A 22,473-nucleotide genomic window follows, 5' to 3' on the forward strand; every position below is an offset into this window, starting at 1 on the left:
ATATACTGCAAAATATACCAACTCGCAATATATCAACTCGCCATGTATTGAAAAGGGGGAAATCATCATGATACGTGCGATTGTTGTCGACCCGCACATCAGAGAGCCATTCACTATTCAGGAAGTTGAGGCACCGCAAGCGCAACCTTGGGAGACAATCGTGGAAGTTAAAGCTTTTTCGATTAATCGCGGCGAAGTCGTCGACGCAATCCAGCGTAAGGAAATGAGCAGGCCCGGCTGGGATTTTTCCGGTATTGTACGACAAGAGGCCTTAAACGGCGTTGGCCCAAAGAAAGGAAGTCGTGTGGTCGGTTTTTTGCTTACGGGAGCTTGGGCGGAGCAAATCGTTGCACCTGCCCTCACATTGGCTGAAATTCCTGACGAGGTCACCTTCGAACAAGCAGCGACCTTGCCGGTTGCCGGCCTCTCGGCTCTATACGCTTTGCGTAAAGGAGGGCTCTTGCTAGGAAAGCGAGTGTTGATTACAGGTTCAACCGGAGGTGTCGGTGCATTCGCTCATCAGTTGGCCGCCTTATCTGGCGCTTATTCAATCGGCGTTGCCCGTTCCGAATCCAAGGTAAAACAAGCTATGGCTTATGGCGCAGATGAAGTTTTTGTCGGGGATGACGTGACGAAAGCCATCGCTGCGAATGGTCCCTATGATTTTATCATTGATTCAGTTGGCGGAGTTACGCTTGCCTCTCTTTTCCCGCAGTTAATCCCGCAAGGCGTCTGCGTTTCCCTGGGACATTCTTCTTCAGATACCTCTGCTTTGCACATGCTCGGTTTAGGCGGAAGGACGCTGTATAGCTTTTTTCTCGGCGAAGAAATGAACCGCCATGCGCCTGCGCAAGATCTTGCCATGCTCGCTCGGTTGGTTAAAGCAGGGAAATTGCGGCCGGTTATTGAGGTGCAAGAATCCTGGGAGCATATCGACGCCGTGGCGCGTCAATTCATTGATCGCCGCTTTACGGGCAAAGCTGTACTTACGATCTGAAGGTGAGGCGGAAATCTAATGGATACGTCCTGTAAGTAAATGCATGGCTGCTCAACGTAATCCCTTGGATTTCCGCGCACTCAATGCATGAACAAGCTTATGTACGTTCTGTTTAGAATAAGGCCTCAAACTTCGCTTTTCCTTGCTTATTTATCCATGCATCAAAGTCCATTAATGGAGGGTAGCTCTTGCGCACGTCTAAAATATCGACCTTATGCCCTCCATCGCTTATCCATTGAAAAACGCTGGCCAAGATTTTGTTATGATGACGGAACGTTTCCATCGGAATTTCGACGTAAGGAATCGTAGGGCCGGTTATTTTGCCTAATGCTTCGGAAATTTGCAAAGGTGTTAACTCGTCTCCGGCAATTTCCAGGGTTCTGCCCAAATAGACGTCGGGATATCGAAAGGATAACGCTGCAAAAGCGCCAGTATCGTCCACAGCTACGAGCGGGATCACGCCATCCCGCTTGAAGGCTTGTGCGAGTATTCCGTTCTGTATACCAGCAGACAATGGGTCGAAAAGTTCTCCATGAAAGTAGCGGGACGCAATATAGTGGCCGGTATACCGAGTGATTGAATATGCTGCTCAATCTCCCATTTAGCATCGCGAAATGAAGATTGCGCCTCTGCATCTCCAACAGAGGAATAAACGAAGTGCTGAATATTCGCCTTGTGAGCCGCGTCCGCTACTGCCTTCCCGATACGCTTTTCTTTGGCGTTGGATTCGAAAGAAGGGCTCCAGTCCGGGAGCAGGACACTGAAAACGCCATAAATCCCCTGCATCGCTGCTTCGAGAGAAGAAAGATCATTCATGTCACCCCCTACAAGCTCGACTCCTAATTGAGACAGTTTCAAGGCCTTATCGCTTGATAAATCGCGAGTAAAGGCACGGACCTTCCAACCATCGGCAATTTAATGCCTGACTGCCGCACCTCCTTGTTGTCCGGTTGATCCTAAAACCAATATCTTTCTTTCATTCATGACCTGTTCTCCTCCGAAAGCTTGATCTGATTATATTTGCTTAGAATAAATACCGTTCCTGTTGGTATTTTAATTTATTTAATATATAATTTAAAGTAGAAACATTTTAGTTATATTATTTCACAAATTAAACTAACTATATTTTAGAAAGTGGTGATTTCGTTGAAAGTGCCCATAGGGGATGAATTCTGCCTCATCTCGATTGGTGATGCATTGGAAGTTGTTCGCGGGAAGTGGTCTTTTTTAGTACTCTCCTTGCTTAGTCTAGGGCCGCAGAGATTTAATGAAATACGAAGAGTTATAGATAACATCAGCATTAAATCATTGATGGATGTACTGCGCCATTTAGAACAATATAAAGTCATCAATCGCCAAGTGTTTCCTACTGTACCTGTAACCGTCTAGTATTCGTTAACGGACAAGGGATGGGACTACATCCCCATGCTCCAACAAATGCGTAAAAGGGGCGAACAATGGGGAGAGCGGACGAAACTTGTTATGGATGAACATGAAGCATCAATACAGACAGAATCCCTTAAGCCTTTTTGATTCTTACATATACATAAGGTCTTAAGAATACTCGAAGCAAATAACAGCCTTTTTTAGATCTTGATCATAAAATAAATATACACAATCTGCCCCAAATGCTTGAAAGTAATATCCTGTCAAGGACCCGATATATGTAAATACATCCCCATTCAGCTTCTTTGGAATGTTTATCAGATTAGTACTTTCAAATTTAAGCAATTCATCTAAAGATTCATTGTATGTTTCAATATACTCCCTAGCCTCATCTGACATAAAAGCAATATCATCTATGATTCCGTTCACTTCAGGAAAGCCAAGCCCCCAGCCTGCAGCTTTTTTGTCCTCATAATCTTGTTTCAGTGTTTCTGCGGAAGTAAAAGCTTCGCCGAAACTAGAGTATGGATAAATCATGCCATGATTGAAATAAAACTGCTTTCGGCTTTGATAATCCTTTTCATTTTGTTGATACGCATCTTCCAAACTGTCAACTTCATAAGAATCTTCAGTATCGTCCTTCTGCTCAATGGCAAAGTATTTCCATTCTGCTTCAAACTTGTATTTGCCATCAATAACATTGAAGCCAATCATATCTTCTTTAGAATAATGGGTATGATATTCCGTCGTATCTGCTCCCACGCATCCTTCATGTATTTCTTTTGCGGATACGATATGTAACCACTCATCTTGGTCTGGGAAGATGCATTGCAAATTAATTGAACATATAGGCAAAAAGTGTTTTTTATGACCTTCGATATCCTCATAAAACACCTCTTCGTATCCCGGGAAAGGCTTTATAAATTGTTCAGGTATATTCATTTCAAGTCCCCCAAGGTTGAAATTCTTCGTCAGACATATGACATCTATATGTGAGTTCAGTATCGTTCCACAAAATATCCGATTAGCATTAAACCAAATGGAATAACAATTAAAATCCCAGCTACAAGCCATCTTAGCAAGACAATTTTCCCATGCACAACGACAAGCTCCATATCCCTGTCCCAGGTTGTTATACCTTCCCTAACCAATCTAGAGTGTCCTAAAATCGCCGCAATCAGTTTTGGCAAGCCTATTCCTATGCCTGTTCCTCGCCACCAGACCAGGAGACTTCGCCTAAAACTTTGAACCGGTGTTAAGCGCTCGCCGTTTTCATTAAAGATAGAAATACCAAAGATCCACTTGCCCAGTGTAGTTCCAAATAGGGTCAGAAATAAACCCTCAACTATTAACCATACCAAAGCATAAAGTAGTGATAATAAAATTGACCTTATTTGTTCTAAAAAGCCAGGAAACATGAATTCCCAAATCAACCCTAAGACAAAAACAAATGTATAATAGTCCAATGTTCTTGCCCAAAATCTGACCCACGGTCGCGGAGGCGAAGGTAATATCCTATTAGACTCGTCTAGCATTTCTAAGTCTTCAGACATTATTAGTTTTTCCACCATGTTTAGCAACCCTTCATTAGTTCAATCTTATATCTGAAATCGTCAAATAAATTCAAACTTCTCATCTTCTCGATTACATTGACTTTGGATTGTTATTCGACGGGTATGAATAGCTCAACTTTCTCTTCGTCTGCCTCTTCTATGTAAAAAATTTCAATAGAGCAAGCTCCATTTAGCTGTTTATGCCCTTTCTTTTGAATCCAATCCAATACATGACCGTACCCATCACGGATTGTTTGATTGGTACAAGTCACCTTAGCATAGGTATGACCAGGAAGTTTAAAGCTCACCATGCCTTCTGGAATCGCATTCCCTTCAGGCACTTCATAACAAGCAAAATAGGTAGCCAGATTGTCACACACATAATACGGACTAAAAACAACGTCTGTGTTTATATTCGGAGTAAATTCAGACTTTCTGCTTCCAAGTTTTTGCTGAACTTTCACAGCTTCAGAAGGAAATGAATGTGGAAAAGGTCCTGAGAAGCTAAATCCAGCAAAATGACTGGCATCTCTTGAAATAAGTTCACAATCAAACATGAAGCATATCACTCCTTGTGTTTTGGTTTTATTTTCCACAAAATATACTAATGCATTCTTACTGCTTTGTAAATGGTTTCAAAGCTGGACGAATAACGTAAGTGCGTAAAGATCAACAACGAAGTTTAAAAAAACCACTCGTTTTCCTTGTACAGGAAAACAAGTGGCCGTTATGGCAAGCGACAATGCTGCGCCCCGTCCGCTTAAACCCGCGCAGCGGCAAACTGATTGGCCGGGCGCTTGAGTCCCAGGTTTTCGCGCAGTGTCCTGCCTGCGTATTCCTTGTGAAAGATCCCCCGGCGCTGAAGCTCGGGAACGACCAGCCGGGCGAAATCCTCCAGCCCTCCGGGCAAATGCTGCGGTCTGATCGCGAAGCCGTCGGCGGCGTTTTGCAGAAACCAGTGCTCCAGTTGATCGGCGATTTGTGTCGGTGTGCCGGCAAAAGTCAAATGTCCGTTGCCGCCTGATACGCGGTGAACCAATTGACGGATCGTCAGCTTCTCCTCCAGCGCAATATTTTCGACCAGCTTGGCCCATGTCGTCTTTAAGCTTCTCTCATCCAGCGAAGGCACGGGGCCGTCAACCGGATAAGCACTAAGATCAAACCCGACCATCTCGGAAATGCGGCGCACCCCAACATGAATGTCGACTAGGGATTGGATTTCCGCTTCCTTCTCCTTCGCCTCGGCTTCCGTCTCTCCGACGATCGGGCAGAAGCCCGGAATGATCTTGAGCTCATCGGGATGCCTGCCATGCTTCACCGCTCTGGCCTTCAGATCCGCATAGAAGGCCTGGGCATACTTCCATGTCGGCTGCATCGTATAGACGACCTCGGCGGTCCGCGCTGCAAATTCTCTTCCGGCCTCGGAAGCCCCGGCTTGCACCAGCACCGGATAGCCCTGAGGCGGACGCGGAATATTCAAGGGCCCCTGAACGAAGTGATAGTCGCCGTGATGATTCACATCGTGAATTTTACCCTCATCGGCAAAGATGCCCTGCTTCTTGTCCAACACAAGCGCATCATCTTCCCAGCTGTCCCAGATTTTCTTGGTTACCTTAACAAACTCGTCCGCAGCCTCATAATACTTCCCGGGCTCGATCTTTTCCTTGGCGGTAAAATTCAGCTGCGAGCGAAGGCTCTGGGAAGACGTCACAATGTTCCAGGCGGCCCGGCCTCCGCTCAGATGATCGAGCGAGGCGAACACACGGGCCGTATTGTACGGCTCGGTATACGTGGCAGACACCGTGGCAATGAGCCCGATGCGCTCGGTGACGGCTGCGAGCGCAGACAGCAGCGTAACCGGCTCCAAGGGAAGGCCCAGTCCCTGACGGGAAGCGAACGGGCCGAGTGATAAATTGTCCGCTAGAAACACAGCATGAAACTTGGCAGCCTCTGCGACTTGAACGAGCCTCTTGTAATGCGACAGATCCGTCAGCCGTTCAGGCTGCGCCTTCGGATGCTTCCAGCCATGCTCATGAACTCCCGTATTGTTCAGAAAAAAATTCAAGATCATCTGCCGTTGACCGCTCATGCTCCTTGCCCTCCCCTTTGATTATGGTTCGATCGAATAATTCAAAACGGCAAGCTGGTTCACAATGTTATAATACCCGTTCGGAGCGATTCCTTTAATCCGGGAATTGGTGCCTGACAGTACCTTGTAGTTGGCCAGGAACAAGGATGGCGGATCATTCACCAGCTCCTGGTACACCTCGTGCAGAATCGGAATCCGCTTGCTCTGATCGACAAGCGCCGTGCTATCCTCAATCAGCTTATCCACCTTGTCGTTTCGATACTGCGCCACTCGAATGGCATTGGCCGGGCTTTTGCTGTAATACGTCCTCAACTGATCATAAGGGTCGTTGGCACTGTAGAAGAAGTAAGCCAGCTCATATTCGCCTTTGTTGCGCTTCGCGGTAACCGCGTTGTATTCGAGCGTTTCAAACTGGACGTCGATGCCCAGATCATTATAATTTTCCTTGATGATCGGAATGAGCACCTTATCCAGGCTGCTGTCACGGCTCAGGTAGCGCAGCGTCAGCTTCTTGCCGTCCTTCTCGCGTATTCCGCCCGCTCCTGCCTTCCACCCGGCCTGGTCAAGCAGCTCCGATGCCTTTTTCTTGTCGTAGGTTGGCACCTTGATATCCTTAGGATAAGACCAGGCTTCCGGCGTAACCAAGTGGTCAGCCACGCTGCCGTAGCCTTGGTACAAGATATCCACAAATTTTTGTCTGTCCAATCCGTAAATCAGCGCCTGACGTACGAGCTTGTCCTTTAGGACGGTGCTTTGGGTATTGAAATCCAGGTACGCAAACTGGGTCGTGGCATACGTATTGACGTCTACGAAGCCCAGCTGCTTCAACTGATCGTAAATATCTTTGCTCGACGTGGTGAATGCCTGATAATCGGTTTCCCCGGCGGCCAACGACTGCAGGCTTGTCGGGTCGCTCACCAGCTTGTACACGATGTTCTCGATCTTGGGCTTGCCCTTGTAATACAGCGGGTTCGCCTTCAGACGAATCTCCTGGCCCTTGATCTCCTGTACGAACGTATACGGACCGGAGCCAAGCGGCTTGCCGTTCAGTTCTTTGAACGCGTTCAAATCGCCCTTCTTGTACGACGGTCCATAATACGCCTTCGAAATGACATACCCGCCCAGCAGCTTGAGCGCAAGAGCGCTGGGTTTCGTCGTCTCTACCTGCAGCGTTTGCGGATCGATAACCTTGATGCCCTCGAGGGTCGTCGCAGAGCCTTTCTTGTATTCCTCTGCGCCCTTCACGTAAGCGAGCGAAATATCGGTTGGCCCGTCATAGGCCGGGTCATGCAGTACCGTCAAGGAGAATGCGGCGTCCTCAGCCGTCAACGGAGAGCCGTCGCTGAACTTGACATTCGGATTCAAATGATATGTATATTTCAGACCATCGGGGGAAATTTCCCATTTGTCCGCAATAGCAGGCACCGGCTGACCTTTGTCGTCAATCGTAACCAGCGAGGCGAATACGTACTCGTTGACGTTCGTATTCCAGAATGCGCCGAGCAGCGGGTTGTATTTGCCGTCGGGAGCGGATACAAGACCCACGACCAGCGTATCCTTGCGGCTCAGCGCCGACTTCGGATTTTTCGACTTATCGGCGGCCGGTTCAATGCCGACCTTCACGGCATTGGAGGCCGCAGGCGTGTTCTGAGCGCCCCCGGCAGCTCCTGTTTCTGCAGGCGATTCCCCTGGACCGCTGGAGCATGCGGTTGCCAGCATGCTGACGATGGCGGCTGTTGCCGCCCATTTCGTCCACTTGAAGCCAGTTCTGAAGCTCATTAAGATCATACCCTCCTCTTTATTCTGAACCTTAATCCTGGGTGTCGATCACCCTGCGTTCCTCTTGTTCACTTCAGCTTCCGTCTATACGAGATGGCAAGCTACCAAATGCCCGCTTCCCACGTCCCTTAACACCGGACGCTCTTGGCGGCACGCCTCTTGAGCAAGCGGACAGCGGGTATGGAACTTGCAGCCCTGCGGGGGATTCAAGGGACTCGGCAAGTCGCCTTGTAGAATCATTTTCTCCCGCCTGACAGTCGGATCGGCGATCGGAACGGCGGAGAGCAGCGCACGCGTATACGGGTGCAGCGGATGGGCGAACAGCTCATCCCGTCCCGCCACCTCGACCAACGAGCCGAGATACAACACGCCGACCGTCGAGCACAGATGCTCCACGACGCTCAAATCATGGGAGATGAACAAGTAAGTCAGCCGTCTCTGCTCCTGCAGGTCATTCAGCAAATTAATAATTTGCGCCTGAATGGACACGTCGAGCGCCGATACCGGCTCGTCGGCTACAATGAAATCCGGATTAAGCACAATCGCTCGGGCGATGCCGATTCGCTGTCGCTGTCCTCCGGAAAACTCATGCGGGAACCGGTCGGCATGATGCGCTCCCAGCCCGCATAATTCCAGTACCTCGTGGACCAATTCCCGGCTCTCCTTCTTGTCGGCCAACCTATGCTCCAGCAGCGCTTCGGCGATCGCATCGCCAACGCGAATACGCGGATTCAATGAAGAATACGGATCCTGAAACACCATTTGCATGCGTGGCCGCAGACGGCGCAGCTCTTCTTTGGACAGCGAGTAAATATCCACACCATCGAAGTGCACTTCACCGCCACTCTTCTCGCCAAGTCGGAGCAGCGTGCGCCCGATCGTGCTCTTCCCGCTGCCGGACTCTCCGACCAGCCCGAAGGTTTCGCCACGCCGGATCGTCAGATCCACGCCGTCAACGGCCTGGACATTCCCCTTATTCCCTCCAAATAAACTTTTGCCTACCGGGAAATATTTCTTAAGCTGCTTAACCGATACGAGCGTTTGGGACAAGTTCCTCTTCCTCCTCATACAGCCAGCAGGCCGCCAAATGTTCGCCGTCATAGGCTTTCAGCTCGGGCTGCTTTTCCCGGCAAATATCCAGACACTGCTCGCAGCGGTCACTGAAATGGCAGCCTTGACCAAGCTGAAGCGGATTAGGCACCTGGCCTGGAATGGAGTACAGCCGTTTTTTACGATGGCCAAGCACAGGGCGTGAGTTTAGCAGACCTTTCGTATACGGATGCTTGGGATTTTGGAATAAAGAAAGCGCGGTACCCTGCTCCACCACCTTGCCGGCGTACATCACGACGACGTAATCGGCCGTTTCGGCCACGACACCAAGATCGTGGGTGATGAGCAATATTGCCATGCCGGTTTCCGCCTTCATCGTCAGCAGCAGATCCAAAATTTGCGCCTGAATCGTCACGTCCAGCGCCGTCGTCGGCTCATCGGCGATCAGCAGCTTGGGACTGCAGCTTACCGCCATGGCGATCATGACGCGCTGCAGCATCCCTCCGCTCAGCTCGTGCGGGTACGACTTCAGGATTTCCTTGGCCCGCGGGATGCCTACCCGCGTCACCAGCTCCTCCGCCCGCTTCAGCGCCTCCTTCTTGGACAAGTGCAAATGCTCGATCAGTGGCTCCGTCAGCTGCTCGCCGATCGTCAGCACCGGGTTGAGCGCCGACATCGGCTCCTGAAAAATCATCGACAGCTCGTTGCCCCGCAGACGCTCCAATTCCTTGCGCGATGCTTTGGCCAAGTCACGGCCATCGAACCAGATCTCGCCTCCGGCCAGTCGCCCGCTCGGTTCCTCCACCAGCCCCATCAGCGAGAGTGCCGTCACGCTTTTTCCGCAGCCTGATTCGCCTACGATCGCTACCGTCTGCCCTTCGTGAACGCGAAAGCTTACACCGTTCACCGACTTGACCACGCCTTCCTCGGTGTAAAAATACGTATGCAGCTCGTTAATTTCAGCCAATACATCCGACATCACGTTCACCTTCCTTTCAAACGGGGATCAAGCGCATCGCGCAATCCTTCGCCGACTACATTGATGGATACCACCGTGATAAAGATGGCCACGCCCGGCGGAATCCACAGCCATGGCCGCATCCGGAAATCGATCAGCGAATTGGCCGATGTCAGCATATTGCCCCAGGAGGGCGTAGGCGGAATGACGCCCAGACCGAGAAAGCTCAGCACCGTCTCACTCAAAATCGCCTTGGCTACCGTCAGCGTGGCAATAACGACAATCGTCGGCGTCACATTGAGAAACAGGTGATACATCTTCCGGCGGCTGGATAAGCCGAGCGTTTCGGCAGCCAGCATGAACGCCCGCTCCTTGAAGGATAAAATCTGCCCGCGGATCAGCAGCGCCAGCGTCGGCCAGGAAATCAGACTGATCAAGATAATCACCAAATAAATCCGGTAGTCGGCAGGCACCTTCAAGTCGGACAGGATAGCCCCGAATATGATCAGAATCGGGATGCCCGGCAGTGCCAGAAAGATGTCAGCTAATCGGGTAACCAAATGATCGACCCATCCGCCGTAATAGCCGGCCAAAATCCCAATCACCGTACCGACGATAACGGCGGACAGCATGGACAGAACGCCGACCATGATCGAAATTCTTCCGCCCTGCAGCAGCCGGGCGAGCACATCGCGACCGACATTATCCGTACCGAGCCAATGCGAAGCGGACGGCGGCTTGTTGATCAGCGAGGCGACAACCCGATGCCCGGTTGTGCTCGTAAATAACGGACCGATGACGCACAGCAAGATCACGAACACGAGAACGATCAGCCCCGCAAGAGCCGCACGGTTCTTCCTGAGGCTTCGAAAGGTCTGTCTCCAGGGAGAGGAGGAAGCTACTAATTTCCGTTTCGTCAGAGGGAGCAGCTTGATTTTATCCACATTAACAGACATCGGCGTCCTCCTTTACTTTAATCGGATCCTGGGATCTGCGACGGCGTACAACCATTCAGCGAACAGGTTGCCTAGAATGGTGATGACCGTCAGAAACAACGTAAAGCCCATCAAAACCGGGTAATCGCGGGAGGAAATCGCCTCCATATGGATAAATCCTACACCCGGCCAAGCGAACAGCTGCTCCGTAATGATAGCCCCGGAGAACAGGAACGGAATTTCAAGCCCCAGTAGCGTAATGGCAGGCAAAATCGCATTGCGCAGCGCATGCTTGTAGACGACCGTCTTCTCCTTCAGCCCCTTGGCCCGCGCCGTGCGGATAAAATCCTGCTTGATCACGTTGATCACGTCGGAGCGGATCACACGCGTCACGGAGCCGACACTGGCGATCGTCAGCACAGCGACCGGCAGAACCGCATGCCTCGCCACATCCCACAGATGTGCCAGCCCCGTCTCCCCGCTGTTGGTGGTCTGCATCCCGCTGACCGGAAACATGGCCCAGTCGACGGCGAAAAACTTGATCAGCAGCAGCGCCAGGAAAAAGGTCGGAAACGACATCGTCGCAAAAACGATCAGCGTCAGTACACCGTCAAACCACGAGTAGCGGCGAACGGCGGAAAACACGCCGGCAGATACAGCGAATACCCAGGTCAGCAGCAGCGATATACTCGACAAGATGAAGGAATTGGCGATATACGTCTTGAGCACGTCGGCGACCGGCTGCTGGTATTTCAGAGAATAGCCCAGGTTGCCGTGAAGCGCGTTGCTGATCCAGGTGACGTACCGCTGAAGCACAGGCTTGTCCAGCCCGTAAACCGACCTGAGCTCGGCTGCTCTCTCCGCGCTTAGGCTGAGATCGCTATCCACAAAATCTCCCGGGGTCAGCGCGAATATAAAGAAGATTAACAGTGTTGCCCCAAACAACGTAGGAATGGCGAACAACACCCGCTTGCTCATATAGGTCCGCACGAAAAGACAACACTCCTTCCTTAGTAAGAAATTCATTTAAATCTCATAATTCCTATATTTTTTATTGGTTTTATGTTTGCAATAACTCTACCATTGACTCCCTGCTTCGTCTAATTGATAATTTCAATCAATTTACTGAAAATTCTATTTAATGCATAATTCCACCAAATGGATCGTATGTTCATTTTCATGCATAACAAAATCCCCTTACCATAGGGGAACCGGGTTGCTTGGTTCCGTCTACGATAAGGGGACTCTCAGCCAGAGATGGCGATAACTTTTATTTGAAAACACTCTACTTCATGACTAAGCTTCTATCAGTAAAGGAATAACCTTGCCTTTGTTGACATCAATCAAGCCATGATCCGTAATCTTGAGTGCCGGGCTAACCGCCAGGGAATGGGTGCTGATCGACATAATCGGATTATAATGGCGGTAGCCCAATGCTTTCATAGCGCCCAGCAGCCGGTCAACCTCAGCGGCCGTTTGCTCGAGCGGCTCCTCCGTCAGGATGCCGCCGACCGGCAGCCGAAGGCTCGCCAGCACTTGGCCGTCCTCGACCACACAGAAGCCGCCCTGGCCCGCGATGACCTCGTTAGCCGCCATCATCATGTCCGCCGGGTTATGGCCGACGACCAGCAGGTTGTGATTATCATGGGAGTACGTCGTTGCCACCGCGCCGCGCCGGATTGTATCTCCGCCGATCAGACCGTAGGCGCGGCTGCCGCCCTTGCCGTAGCGCTCGAACGTCGCGATCAGGCCATAGCCGCTCTCCTGCCACTGAAGCTGGCCGCCGCGCACCTCCGCCTCGGTCAGGTGCTCCTCGACAAACGTCGAGCCGTCCTTCACCATCATCACCCGCGCGGTATACCGGCCGTCAGCTTCTGCCGATACCTGGAAATCATTCTCCGTCAGCGGCTCCAGCTTGACGCTCTCATAGAAATGCGGCGGGAATGCGCGCTCAGGGGTCTTAGGCACATACGCCTCAGCTGCGTCATATACCTTGCGTCCGTCCTTATAAACTTGACCTACGGTCAATTCTTGCAAATCCGACAACAGGACAAAGTCTGCGATCTTGCCTGGAGCGATCGCTCCCCGGTCATACATCCGCATTCTGCGGGCCGGCGTGAACGTACTCGCATAGATCGCCTTCTCCGGCTCCATCCCCATCTGGATCGCTTTCCGTACGATATGGTTGAGATGACCCCGGCGCTGGAACGAGTCCGGCATCACATCGTCGGTGACGAAGCAGAAGTGCTCGGACACATCATGCCGGATCAGGTAGTCGATCACTTCCGGAGTCATCGATTTCTCCTGAAGCTCGATGAACATGCCCGCCCCGATCCGCGCCTCCATCCCTTCGATGGTCTGATGCGTATGATCGGAGTCAACGCCGCTGAAGATCATCTGGTGCAGATCCAGATCCAGCAGCTTAGGAACATGCCCCTCGATGATAAGCTGCGGATAGTTCGCCCGGATATGTCTCAATATCTGATTGGTCTTGCAGTCCGGGTCGGTGATCACATCCACATAGTTCATGATCTCCCCGAGACAGATGATGCGCTCCGTCCGCAGCAGCTCATCCATGTCCTCGATCTCGATCGATCCTCCCGTCGTCTCCATGGACGTCGCAGGCACCGAGCTCGGGATCGCGTAGAACATATCCGCTACACAATCCCGGCTCGCCTTGATCATTTCCTTGACACCCTCGAGTCCGAATACATTGGCCATCTCATGAGGCTCCGGCACAATCGTGGTCACACCGTTACGGATTAGCGCATGGGAGAACGCCTCTGGCGTAATCATCGAGCTTTCGATATGCAGATGAATATCGATCAGACCGGGGATCATGTACCGTCCCTGCCCGTCCATGACCTCGTCCGCCTCGAAGCTCTCGTTCGCCCGCTTGCCGATATAGAAAAACTTGCCGTCCAGCACAGCCGCATTTCCTTGCTCAAACCGCTTGAAATAGCTGTTATAAATCCGGACGTTCTCGATCAGTAGATCCACGCGCATGCTGTCTGCACCTCCAAGTAAGCTACTCCACCAAAATCAATTTCTCCACGGGAAAGAGAACGCGTACCTCTTGGCCGCTGACATAAGGTTGTTCCATTTCTTTATTGACGGTAAAATCTCCAAGCGTCGTTTCGATGACATATTGGTAGCTCCGACCGAGGAAGGTGCTGACCTTCACGCGCCCCGGCAGCACATTGAAGCCTGCCTCCAGCTCATCGGGAGTCCCCAGCTTCACATCATCGGGACGGATCGCACCCTTCAGGCCCTTCTGCGCCCCGCGTCCCTCTCCTTGGATCGCACGGAAGGCATGGCTGCCTGCCTGAAGCTCAATATCACGCCCGTTCTCCTGCCGCTGATCGAAGGAAATGAAGTTGTTAAAGCCGATGAACCGGGCTACGAATTCCGTCTTCGGATACTTGAAGATCGTTGACGGCTGGTCGAGCTGCTCGATAATCCCCTTGTTCATAACGGCAACCTGGTCGGAGATCGAGAAGCACTCCTCCTGGTCATGGGATACGTACACGGTGGTAATGCCGAGCTCCTGCTGGATGCGGCGGATTTCCACCCGCATATTCACGCGGAGATTGGCGTCCAGATTACTGAGCGGCTCGTCGAACAGCAGTAGATCCGGCTCGATAACCAGCGCACGCGCGATCGCGACACGCTGTCTTTGGCCCCCGGACAGCTCCTTCGGATATCTCTTCTCGAAGCCAGACAGATTGACGATATCCAGCATCCGGCGGACGCGGCGGTCAATATCCGAGCCGTTCACCTTGCGCAAGCGCAGGCCGAACGCCACGTTGTCATAGACCGACAAGTGCGGGAACAGCGCATAGCTCTGGAACACGAAGCCGAAGTTGCGCTTATTGACCGGCACGCGGGTGTAATCCTTACCGTTCAGCGCAAAGCGGCCTTCCTTCGCCTCCAGGAAGCCGGCGATCAGGCGCAGCGTCGTCGTCTTGCCGCAGCCGCTCGGGCCGAGCAGCGAGATCAGGCTGCCTTTTTCAACGGACAGATTGAAGTCCTTCAATATATATTGCTGATCATAGGCGACAGCTATATTTTCCAAGGTGAGCATGGCCATGGATGCAAGCCTCCATTATCGTTTGGTAAAGTAAGACAACCCCATCAGACGCTCAATAATGAACATCAATACCGCTGTAAACAGCATCAGTAATACGGAGATCGCGGCGATCGTCGGGTCGAAGTTGTTCTCGACGTAAAGCAGCATCTGAATCGGGAAGGTGCTGATCCCCGGACCGGTCATGAACACCGAGATGTCGACGTTGTTGAAGGACTCCAGGAACGCGATCAGGACGGCGGCTATAATCCCCGACTTGATGTTCGGCAGTACAACCGTAAAGAACGTGTGCAGTCTGCCCGCACCCAGGCTGAGCGAAGCCTCTTCGACGGCAAAGTCGAAGTTGGCCAGACTCGATGCGATGACCCGGATAATAAACGGCAGCATGATGACGGTATGCCCGAGCAGCAGTGCCGTATAAATCGGCAGATGGTAAGTGATGATGACATACTTCAGCATGGTAAACCCGAGCACGATACCCGGGATCAACACCGGCGAGATGAAGATCGCATTAAGCGTATCCTTCCCGCGGAATTGAAACCGGCTTAACGCATAAGCAGCCGGCATACCGAGCAGCAGCGCGAGCAAATTGCCCGCCAGCGATACGAGAATGGAAGTGACGAAGGATGTTTTGAACATCGACACTTCAAAGATATGTTGATACCACTTGAGTGAAAAGCCCTGCGGAGGGAATTTCAATGCACTTCCCGGCTCAAACGAGGCGAAGGCGATAATCACCAGCGGTCCAAGCAAAAACACATATATAAGAAGTGTAAACAGGCCGAGCCCACGGTTCTTCTCCTGCATGCCTTCTACCCCTTCGGATTTAATTTATTGGCCAGCTTGTTCATCAGCGCGATGATGATGAAGGTAATCACCATCATGATCGTAGCGACGACCGATGCGAGATACCAATCATTGAGCGTAATCGCGTTCTGATACAGGAACGTCGAGATGACCCTCTGCTTGCCACCGAGCAAGGCCGGTGTCGTATAAGCCGTGAGGCTCCCGACAAATACGAGGATACCCCCAATAATCAGCCCCGGTACGCTAAGCGGAATGATCACCTTGCAGAAAGCGACAAACCGGCTCGCTCCAAGGCTTTCCGCCGCCTTCACCAGGTCGGTATCGATATTCTCCATAACGCCGACCAAGGTAATGATAATGAGCGGCAGGAACAGATGAATCAGGCCGATCATCATCGCCGTCGGCGTGTACAGAATGTTCAACGGCTCCTGAATGAGGCCGATGGACATCAGCGTGTTATTCAGCAATCCCTTTTTCCCAAGAATAATTGTCCAGCTAAACGAGCGTACGACCGAGCTGGTCAGGAGCGGGAAGATGGCAAGCGCCAGCAGTAGCCCCTTCTTCCTCGCATTTTGCCGCGAGATGTAGTAAGCTACCGGGAATCCAAGCGCCATACACAGTACGGTCGTAACCAAGCTGACGCGTAAGGTGGTCCATACGATTTTCAGAAAGTACGGGTCCTTGAAAAAGTACAAATACCCTTCCACTGTGAAACGGCCCTCATGATAAAAGGTCGAGCCTACCGTCAGGAGAATCGGAATCACCATGAAAGCAGCCAGGAACAGCAGTCCCGGCAGAAGCAATACAGCCAAATACGTTTTCTTCATGTCACTGCTCTCCTGTTCCTTGAGTTCGCTAATCGCGCAGCGCGCGGGTCAACAACTGGAGAAATTCATCTGCGTTAACATCCAGACATACCTGAACGTTCGCCTCTTGCGATAGTCGGTTCTGGAAATCACACACGGTCTGTCCGTCGCAAAGCTCGCTTCGCGTCTCGACATCGACATAATAGGACTTCGTGGTGACCAGGCCGCGGTTCAACGCAACGCCTACCGCCAGTGGATCATGCATCGCACAAGCCCTAACCCCATTGCGCTCGTAGTAGCGCTGCATGTACTCGGCGGTGCTTTCCTTCACATAACGGGCCAGCGCAGAATCGCCGAGCGAGGCGATATGCTCCTCGGTGAGCAGAGCCTTGCGGGTCACATCCAGGCCGACGAGCGTCAGCGAGGCGAATCCAGCCTTGAACACCAGCTTAGCCGCTTCCGGATCGACATAGATGTTGTATTCCGCGCTCGGCGTCACGTTGCCGAAGCTTTGCACAACACCGCCCATCACGACGACCTCCTTCACCTGCTGCACGAGCGCCGGTTCCTTCATAATCGCTAGAGCCAGGTTCGTCAGCGGCGCGGTCATGACCAGCGTCACTTCCCCGGGATGCCGGCGCACCTGCTCGATGATGAAATCGACCGCGTGTCCGTCCTCTGCCTGCTTGTTAACCGGCATGTCCTTGAGCGCTCCACCGAGTCCGTCCTTCCCGTGAATCCGATGCTCGAAATACGTGGTACGCAGCAGCGGTTTATCCGCTCCCCGGACGACAGGGATCTGCTCCGCGCCAGCCAGCTGCAGGATCTTGCACGTATTGACTGTTGCCTGATCCAGAGAAACGTTGCCGTTCACTGTCGTAATGCCGAGAATGTCCAGCTCCCCGCTGCGCACAGCCAGCAGGATGCCGAGCGCGTCATCGACCCCCGTATCTACATCCAGAATGACCTTCTTCATCCGTTTCATCCCCCTATGCCGGAAAAAAACAAGGGTACATGCGCAACATATACCCTTGTTCTCGTATCGTTCCGTCTTATTGCGTTACTTCACGGTTAAAGCGATCGATCCATTTCTTCAGGTTGGCGTTGACGACTTTCATGTCCAGCTTGTTCAGCTTGGCGATCGTGTCTGCGCCGTACGTGATGCCTGCCGCTTCTTCCGTCGACAGCTTCAGCGTCGTGTTGACCGGGGAATCGATTTTAGCCTTGGCGGACTTCTCTTGAACTTCTTTGCTCAGATGCCAGTTGATGAAGTCTTCCGCCAGTTGCTTGTTCTTGCTGCCCTTGACGACGTTCACCGTATTCATGATCGCATAGCCGCCTTCTGACGGGGAAACGAACTTCGTATCCGGCACAGCTGCCTTCAGATCCTTCACGTACATCTCCATGATCGGTCCAGCGGCGATCTCGCCTTGGGAGAACATGTTGACGAATTCAGATGTTTGGCTGTAATACTTCACGACGCCAGGGTTCAGCGCCTTCAGCTTCGCCAGTGCTTGGTCTTCATTGAAGGCTGTGTTGCCTGCTACACGGGAAGCAGCATCCAAAATCATCGGACCGGTTGTCGACGTAATGTTCGGAATGGTCAGCTTCTTGGCCAGCTCTGGGCTCCACAGGTCGCTCCACGACTTGATTTCTTTACCGCCGGTAGCCTTAGGGTTATAGGCGATGCCCAGCTGTCCGACCGTGTAGGCAGGACCATAGTCTTCACCGAGCGGCGCCTTCGCGATATCGTAGATGTCCTTCAGGTTCGGGATGCGGCTGCGGTCGATCTTCTCGAACAAGTTAGCCTCAATCCCTTGCTGCGCGTAATAGTCTGAGAGGTAGATCAGGTCGACGGAAGATCCGCCCGTCTTTACTTTGTTCAGACGCTCAGCATTGTTGCCTGCTTCGACAACGATCTGTACGTTGTGCTCTTTCTCGAACGGCTCGTACAATTCCTTCTTGAAGAAGTCAGCGGAGAAGCCCCAAGTCGAAATTACAAGCTTCGTTGGATCGCCCTTCGCAGCCGGCGCCGGAGTGGATGCCCCTGGAGCTGGAGCCTGCTCCTTCGGCTGACTGCTACAGCCTGCAGCCACCAGTCCTACGATTGATAATGCAGCCAAACCTTGTACCCATCTTTTTTTCATCATGTTGCCCTCCCCTTAATGGTCATACTCTGTAGTGGTGAATCCGGAATCCCTTAACGATTTTTACCAGGTAGTATTCTTCCCAGCTCCTAAACTATACATTTAGCCCAAGGAATTCCAATAAAAAAAGAAAAGTACGCTTGTATAGAAAAAAATCTTCTAAACAAGAGCACTTTTCGTTGTAAACAACGTAAAGAGACATCTGCCTCACGTATTCGGCTTCCTCTTAAGATAAATCAAAAGAGAGACTCCGATTCATTATTCGGTTTCTTGAAGAATCACATTCGTGATAGCCCATTGGGTGGGAGGGTCATAATCCCTTAATACCGCTTCAATCGACAAGCCCAGTTCCTGCTCCAGCCTCTCGCGAATCTTCTTCTTGTAGATGGAGGACATGTAGTAATCCACCTCATGCTTCAAGTAAGGAGCCTCACCCTCCAGCGCGGCGGAACGCGGCGACCGGCGGTGCTTCGCATGAACCGTAATGATAGGATAATCGATGGACACCTTCAGCATCGTTGTACCAAACCCGAACAACTCTTTTGCGATCTCGTTGTAGATGTGACTTAGCTTCTTCCTGTTCTCGGTGGAGTCGGTCAGGGGCATGAGATCACCTTCTGGCGTAAGATAAAGCGAAGTTAAAATCTAGTATTCATCATACATAAGAATATTAAATAAATCAAGCGATAGTTCGGCTTTTGGATAAGAAAAACGGATACATTCCCAAAAATTATTCGGGATTGAGTAGATTTACGAAAATCCGGACGTTAAATGGCTCTCATCCGGTTATTTCTCGGGTTATGCTCAACTTCGGCCAGGCCCAGCTCCTCCATCAACGGCGGAATATACATGCCGAATCGCCCCCGAAGCCCCTTCTTCAACCCATACCAGCCGTTAACGGGATTGTCGGAAGACCGGCCCCAGGCTTCAACGGTTCCTTCCTTGGCCTCTTTCTGCTCGTCCGCACTGCCCAGCTCCATCCAGTCGCCATGCTGCTGGAGCATTGCATGCAGATCCTCCACGCAGCGGTAGTCGTAATGCAGGACAGTTTTCCCTACCGTACAGACCAGAATCTCTTTGCCGTCTTTTTCATCCTTATACATTTCATACTCCGAGGTTTGTGGCGGCGTCTTCAACTTCCACGGATTTTCCTTGGTTCCCTTTGTTGTTGACATCTCTTCAGCTCTCCGTTTCATTCATTGATCTGGCCGATCCTCCATCAAGCCATACGGTGCCGAGCACACGTGAAAGCGCATTCTTCGTTCCGCCATACGCATGTCCTATCCCCTTACTTTATCCTATTCTACACCACAGCCCTGACAAAAAATAGATGTGAACTGAGTAAATAGTGACTCTTTCTACCTGCCCCTACTATACAAATGTATAGTATTTAACCTGGATGTAACCAAATGAATAACATTTCACTTCTTCAAATTGTTTAGAAACTCTTATAGAATAAAAAGCGTAACGAAAAAACCTGAGGAGGTTCTATCGAATGAAATATCGGAGATTAGGCGGAAGCGGACTTAAAGTCAGCGAGATCAGCTTGGGAAGCTGGCTTACATATGGCGGTTATGTGGAACGTGAAAATGCGGTGAACTCGATTAAAACGGCGTATGATCTGGGTATTAACTTTTTCGATACGGCGAACGTATACGAGAAGGGCGCTGCCGAAGAGCTGGTGGGCAAGGCGTTGAAGGCCTATCCGCGTGAGTCCTACGTGCTGGCTACGAAGGCATTCTGGCCGATGGGCGAAGGACCGAATGACCGCGGGTTGTCTCGCAAGCACATCACGGAACAAGCTAACGCAAGCTTGAAGCGTCTCGGCCATGATTATGTGGATATTTTCTACTGCCACCGTCATGATCCGGAAACCCCGCTTCATGAAACGCTGCGTGCCATCGACGACCTGATCCGCCAAGGCAAGGTGCTGTATGCCGGTGTCAGCGAATGGCAGGCTTCTCAAATCGCCGAAGCGCTTGGCGTCGCGGACCGTTATCTGCTGGACCGCATCGTCGTCAACCAGCCGATCTACAATATGTTCGAGCGCTATATCGAGAAGGAAATCATCCCGCTCAGCGAACGTTCCGGCATCGGACAAGTCGTCTTCTCCCCGCTGGCCCAAGGCTTGCTGACCGGCAAGTACACGTCGGCCTCCGACATCCCGCAGGACAGCCGTGCGGCCAAGCTGGAGTGGATGCGCAAAGGCATCACCGAGGAGAAAATCGCCAAGGTGAAGCAGCTCGAAGGCATCGCCTCCGAGTTGGACGTCTCCGTAGGCAATCTGGCTCTGGCTTGGATTCTGAGCAAGAAAAACGTGGCGAGCGCCCTGGTCGGCGCCAGCCGTCCGGAGCAGGTGACCGAGAATGCCAAAGCCTCGGGCATCGAGCTGAGCGAAGACGTGCTGACCCGTATCGAAGAAATTTTGAAGTAAACGAAACGCCGACTCCTAAGGATATCCATTGGAGTCGGCGTCTTTTTTGGGGGCCTGCGGCCAGAAGTATATCTTGCCTACAATTTGGAGATATCAAATAATTGATTCCACCCTACACCTGCTGCACTTGGCAGAAGTGTGCACGGTCCCTCCAGGTTAACCGTTACAAATTTATCATTAGCCATGGATTTAAAGGCAGAGCGGCCTTCACCACAATCCAAGAGCTGGAAGGTTTCCCAAGGACCGATGTGATTGCGATTCGCGATTAACTCGCCCTCTCCCCCATGTTCTGCAGTGACATATTTATGATTGGCTAGAGACTGAAAAGCAACCTTATTCCCATCCAGATGGATGAGTCTGAATTTCTCCCACGGACCCGCATGATACCGGTTCGCACATAATGGAAGATTACCTTGGTCCTCCGCGGCGACCCATCGTTGGTTGACCATCGCCTTCAGGGCGACGACATCATCCGAAAGCAGGCTGTGATCCGATCCCTTGAAAGGATTCGGTTGTCTGAAGGCAAGCCCTGGGTTTGACCGCACCTGGCGCCTGAGCGATTCAACCTCTTCTCCATGATCAAAATAATTGTAGCTCCAGGGTATTTGGCTTAACGCATGCTGGCCCAGTTCAACCGATTCGTGCAGATAGCCGGAAACCATTTGATAGAGTGGAGATCCCTTGTCCGGGTTGGTCTGGAAATAATCGTTAAGCCATGATTTGGAATAATGGAAAAAGCAAAGGGGCTTCCCATTAGTAAAGTACACGCCATCCTGAAGATAAAGGTTGCGCTCATGGACATTCCAAAAGGCCATGTTATAACCAGGATGCCGAAAAGAACAGACCTCAAAGAAACCGGGAGCAAGATCCAACCACTTTTGATTGGCAAAATGGAAGTGATCTACAAAACCCAGATCATAGCTTCGTTCCCCCCACCACTGAACAAATCGCAGTGCTTCATCCGAACGTCGAATGGCCGAGAATCCGGCGTTATATACACCGTAAGGCGTAGTGGTGAAATTGAAGCCATCACTCGCTAGAAGATGAGGAGTAAGTACAATCGGCTTCTTATCCAAAACCCGGATCAAGTCATCGAAGCGATTCATGACCTGCACGTCAGAATCCAGATGGACGAAATATTTTTCCGAAGGAAAGCGATTCAACAAGTAGGAGTAAAAAAGAGTGACAACCGCGCAAATGGCTTCGAGTACATTGTATTTGAGCATAAGCTGCGGAAAATTGGGGATGCCTAGATTTTTCGCTAAAACAACCTCATCAAACCACGGCACATTCGTCGCTTCCTGAACCATCCTTTTCTCTAATAGACATACTACAACTTTAGCGTCCGGCATATGCCGCTTGACCGAACGGGCCATGACCTTAGCCCCATGGAGATAGTTGGCTGCCGTTACTGTCGAGATAATCATCCTGCTTTCCTTCCTTCC

The 22,473-nt window shown here is 51.5% G+C and carries 23 protein-coding genes; 3 read left to right on the plus strand and 20 right to left on the minus strand.

Annotated features, from left to right (window positions below):
* Positions 1-67: 67 nt before the first annotated feature.
* Complete coding sequence (locus WMW72_RS04115) at positions 68-997, plus strand: zinc-binding dehydrogenase (protein ID WP_341414151.1); 930 nt, start codon at positions 68-70, stop codon at positions 995-997.
* Positions 998-1,109: 112 nt separating this feature from the next.
* Here the strand turns inward: WMW72_RS04115 and WMW72_RS04120 are convergent, their stop codons facing one another.
* Both WMW72_RS04120 and WMW72_RS04125 read right to left on the minus strand, forming a co-directional pair.
* Positions 1,110-1,457: an NmrA family NAD(P)-binding protein gene (locus WMW72_RS04120; RefSeq protein WP_341414152.1), complete on the minus strand. Its 348-nt coding sequence runs from the start codon at positions 1,455-1,457 to the stop codon at positions 1,110-1,112.
* On the minus strand, positions 1,454-1,855 hold the full coding sequence (locus WMW72_RS04125; RefSeq protein WP_423227512.1) for an NmrA family NAD(P)-binding protein: 402 nt from the start codon (positions 1,853-1,855) through the stop codon (positions 1,454-1,456). Before WMW72_RS04125 ends, WMW72_RS04120 begins: the two co-directional genes overlap by 4 nt.
* A gap of 294 nt (positions 1,856-2,149) precedes the next feature.
* Here WMW72_RS04125 and WMW72_RS04130 point away from each other — a divergent pair, with 294 nt between their 5' ends.
* Positions 2,150-2,386 carry a winged helix-turn-helix transcriptional regulator gene (locus WMW72_RS04130; RefSeq protein WP_341414579.1) on the plus strand — a complete coding sequence of 79 codons (237 nt, stop codon included), beginning with the start codon at positions 2,150-2,152 and terminating at the stop codon, positions 2,384-2,386.
* 165 nt (positions 2,387-2,551) lie between these two features.
* Here WMW72_RS04130 and WMW72_RS04135 read toward each other — a convergent pair whose 3' ends face one another.
* From WMW72_RS04135 to WMW72_RS04215, 17 genes are all read right to left on the minus strand, one after another.
* On the minus strand, positions 2,552-3,325 hold the full coding sequence (locus WMW72_RS04135) for a siderophore biosynthesis protein (RefSeq protein ID WP_341414153.1): 774 nt from the start codon (positions 3,323-3,325) through the stop codon (positions 2,552-2,554).
* A gap of 56 nt (positions 3,326-3,381) precedes the next feature.
* On the minus strand, positions 3,382-3,954 hold the full coding sequence (locus tag WMW72_RS04140) for an RDD family protein (protein WP_341414154.1): 573 nt from the start codon (positions 3,952-3,954) through the stop codon (positions 3,382-3,384).
* Between the two features lie 92 nt (positions 3,955-4,046).
* Positions 4,047-4,493: a GyrI-like domain-containing protein gene (locus tag WMW72_RS04145; RefSeq protein ID WP_341414155.1), complete on the minus strand. Its 447-nt coding sequence runs from the start codon at positions 4,491-4,493 to the stop codon at positions 4,047-4,049.
* A 203-nt stretch (positions 4,494-4,696) separates the two neighbouring features.
* Positions 4,697-6,025, minus strand: coding sequence for an LLM class flavin-dependent oxidoreductase (locus WMW72_RS04150; protein WP_341414156.1), 1,329 nt, complete (start codon positions 6,023-6,025; stop codon positions 4,697-4,699).
* Positions 6,026-6,046: 21 nt separating this feature from the next.
* Positions 6,047-7,804: an ABC transporter substrate-binding protein gene (locus WMW72_RS04155; protein ID WP_341414157.1), complete on the minus strand. Its 1,758-nt coding sequence runs from the start codon at positions 7,802-7,804 to the stop codon at positions 6,047-6,049.
* A gap of 84 nt (positions 7,805-7,888) precedes the next feature.
* Positions 7,889-8,854, minus strand: coding sequence for an ABC transporter ATP-binding protein (locus WMW72_RS04160; protein WP_341414158.1), 966 nt, complete (start codon positions 8,852-8,854; stop codon positions 7,889-7,891).
* Positions 8,829-9,833, minus strand: a complete 1,005-nt coding sequence (locus WMW72_RS04165; protein WP_341414159.1) for an ABC transporter ATP-binding protein — start codon at positions 9,831-9,833, stop codon at positions 8,829-8,831. Before WMW72_RS04165 ends, WMW72_RS04160 begins: the two co-directional genes overlap by 26 nt.
* A 5-nt stretch (positions 9,834-9,838) precedes the next feature.
* On the minus strand, positions 9,839-10,768 hold the full coding sequence (locus tag WMW72_RS04170; protein WP_341414160.1) for an ABC transporter permease: 930 nt from the start codon (positions 10,766-10,768) through the stop codon (positions 9,839-9,841).
* Positions 10,769-10,780: 12 nt separating this feature from the next.
* Positions 10,781-11,737, minus strand: a complete 957-nt coding sequence (locus tag WMW72_RS04175) for an ABC transporter permease (protein ID WP_341414161.1) — start codon at positions 11,735-11,737, stop codon at positions 10,781-10,783.
* A gap of 306 nt (positions 11,738-12,043) precedes the next feature.
* Complete coding sequence (locus WMW72_RS04180) at positions 12,044-13,753, minus strand: adenine deaminase (protein ID WP_341414162.1); 1,710 nt, start codon at positions 13,751-13,753, stop codon at positions 12,044-12,046.
* Between the two features lie 22 nt (positions 13,754-13,775).
* On the minus strand, positions 13,776-14,837 hold the full coding sequence (locus tag WMW72_RS04185) for an ABC transporter ATP-binding protein (RefSeq protein ID WP_341414163.1): 1,062 nt from the start codon (positions 14,835-14,837) through the stop codon (positions 13,776-13,778).
* Between the two features lie 15 nt (positions 14,838-14,852).
* Complete coding sequence (locus WMW72_RS04190; protein ID WP_341414164.1) at positions 14,853-15,641, minus strand: ABC transporter permease; 789 nt, start codon at positions 15,639-15,641, stop codon at positions 14,853-14,855.
* 5 nt (positions 15,642-15,646) lie between these two features.
* Positions 15,647-16,468, minus strand: coding sequence for an ABC transporter permease (locus tag WMW72_RS04195; RefSeq protein ID WP_341414165.1), 822 nt, complete (start codon positions 16,466-16,468; stop codon positions 15,647-15,649).
* A 28-nt stretch (positions 16,469-16,496) separates the two neighbouring features.
* On the minus strand, positions 16,497-17,423 hold the full coding sequence (locus WMW72_RS04200) for a nucleoside hydrolase (RefSeq protein WP_341414166.1): 927 nt from the start codon (positions 17,421-17,423) through the stop codon (positions 16,497-16,499).
* A 76-nt stretch (positions 17,424-17,499) separates the two neighbouring features.
* A complete protein-coding gene (locus WMW72_RS04205; protein ID WP_341414167.1) occupies positions 17,500-18,597 on the minus strand; it encodes an ABC transporter substrate-binding protein in 1,098 nt (365 codons plus the stop codon).
* A 255-nt stretch (positions 18,598-18,852) separates the two neighbouring features.
* On the minus strand, positions 18,853-19,200 hold the full coding sequence (locus WMW72_RS04210) for a DUF2294 domain-containing protein (protein ID WP_341414168.1): 348 nt from the start codon (positions 19,198-19,200) through the stop codon (positions 18,853-18,855).
* A 161-nt stretch (positions 19,201-19,361) separates the two neighbouring features.
* Positions 19,362-19,769 (minus strand): DUF6855 family protein, encoded by a 408-nt coding sequence (locus WMW72_RS04215; protein ID WP_341414169.1) that lies wholly within the window; start codon positions 19,767-19,769, stop codon positions 19,362-19,364.
* A 320-nt stretch (positions 19,770-20,089) separates the two neighbouring features.
* Here WMW72_RS04215 and WMW72_RS04220 point away from each other — a divergent pair, with 320 nt between their 5' ends.
* Complete coding sequence (locus tag WMW72_RS04220) at positions 20,090-21,028, plus strand: aldo/keto reductase family protein (protein WP_341414170.1); 939 nt, start codon at positions 20,090-20,092, stop codon at positions 21,026-21,028.
* Between the two features lie 77 nt (positions 21,029-21,105).
* Here the strand turns inward: WMW72_RS04220 and WMW72_RS04225 are convergent, their stop codons facing one another.
* Entirely contained in the window at positions 21,106-22,455 is a 1,350-nt protein-coding gene (locus tag WMW72_RS04225; protein ID WP_341414171.1) for a fascin domain-containing protein, read from the minus strand.
* Positions 22,456-22,473: the final 18 nt, after the last annotated feature.

This window comes from Paenibacillus filicis, from assembly GCF_038070315.1.
Taxonomy (GTDB): domain Bacteria; phylum Bacillota; class Bacilli; order Paenibacillales; family NBRC-103111; genus Paenibacillus_G; species Paenibacillus_G filicis.

Excerpts from the sequence above, each read along its gene's own strand:
- WMW72_RS04200 (WP_341414166.1), bottom strand. The coding sequence starts at position 17,423 with ATGAAGAAGGTCATTCTGGATGTAGATACGGGGGTCGATGACGCGCTC.
- WMW72_RS04220 (WP_341414170.1), top strand. The coding sequence starts at position 20,090 with ATGAAATATCGGAGATTAGGCGGAAGCGGACTTAAAGTCAGCGAGATC.
- WMW72_RS04135 (WP_341414153.1), bottom strand. The coding sequence starts at position 3,325 with ATGAATATACCTGAACAATTTATAAAGCCTTTCCCGGGATACGAAGAG.
- WMW72_RS04185 (WP_341414163.1), bottom strand. The coding sequence starts at position 14,837 with ATGGCCATGCTCACCTTGGAAAATATAGCTGTCGCCTATGATCAGCAA.
- WMW72_RS04205 (WP_341414167.1), bottom strand. The coding sequence starts at position 18,597 with ATGATGAAAAAAAGATGGGTACAAGGTTTGGCTGCATTATCAATCGTA.
- WMW72_RS04170 (WP_341414160.1), bottom strand. The coding sequence starts at position 10,768 with ATGTCTGTTAATGTGGATAAAATCAAGCTGCTCCCTCTGACGAAACGG.
- WMW72_RS04225 (WP_341414171.1), bottom strand. The coding sequence starts at position 22,455 with ATGATTATCTCGACAGTAACGGCAGCCAACTATCTCCATGGGGCTAAG.
- WMW72_RS04115 (WP_341414151.1), top strand. The coding sequence starts at position 68 with ATGATACGTGCGATTGTTGTCGACCCGCACATCAGAGAGCCATTCACT.
- WMW72_RS04155 (WP_341414157.1), bottom strand. The coding sequence starts at position 7,804 with ATGAGCTTCAGAACTGGCTTCAAGTGGACGAAATGGGCGGCAACAGCC.
- WMW72_RS04190 (WP_341414164.1), bottom strand. The coding sequence starts at position 15,641 with ATGCAGGAGAAGAACCGTGGGCTCGGCCTGTTTACACTTCTTATATAT.
- WMW72_RS04165 (WP_341414159.1), bottom strand. The coding sequence starts at position 9,833 with ATGTCGGATGTATTGGCTGAAATTAACGAGCTGCATACGTATTTTTAC.
- WMW72_RS04215 (WP_341414169.1), bottom strand. The coding sequence starts at position 19,769 with ATGTCAACAACAAAGGGAACCAAGGAAAATCCGTGGAAGTTGAAGACG.
- WMW72_RS04195 (WP_341414165.1), bottom strand. The coding sequence starts at position 16,468 with ATGAAGAAAACGTATTTGGCTGTATTGCTTCTGCCGGGACTGCTGTTC.
- WMW72_RS04150 (WP_341414156.1), bottom strand. The coding sequence starts at position 6,025 with ATGAGCGGTCAACGGCAGATGATCTTGAATTTTTTTCTGAACAATACG.
- WMW72_RS04210 (WP_341414168.1), bottom strand. The coding sequence starts at position 19,200 with ATGCCCCTGACCGACTCCACCGAGAACAGGAAGAAGCTAAGTCACATC.
- WMW72_RS04140 (WP_341414154.1), bottom strand. The coding sequence starts at position 3,954 with ATGGTGGAAAAACTAATAATGTCTGAAGACTTAGAAATGCTAGACGAG.
- WMW72_RS04180 (WP_341414162.1), bottom strand. The coding sequence starts at position 13,753 with ATGCGCGTGGATCTACTGATCGAGAACGTCCGGATTTATAACAGCTAT.
- WMW72_RS04145 (WP_341414155.1), bottom strand. The coding sequence starts at position 4,493 with ATGTTTGATTGTGAACTTATTTCAAGAGATGCCAGTCATTTTGCTGGA.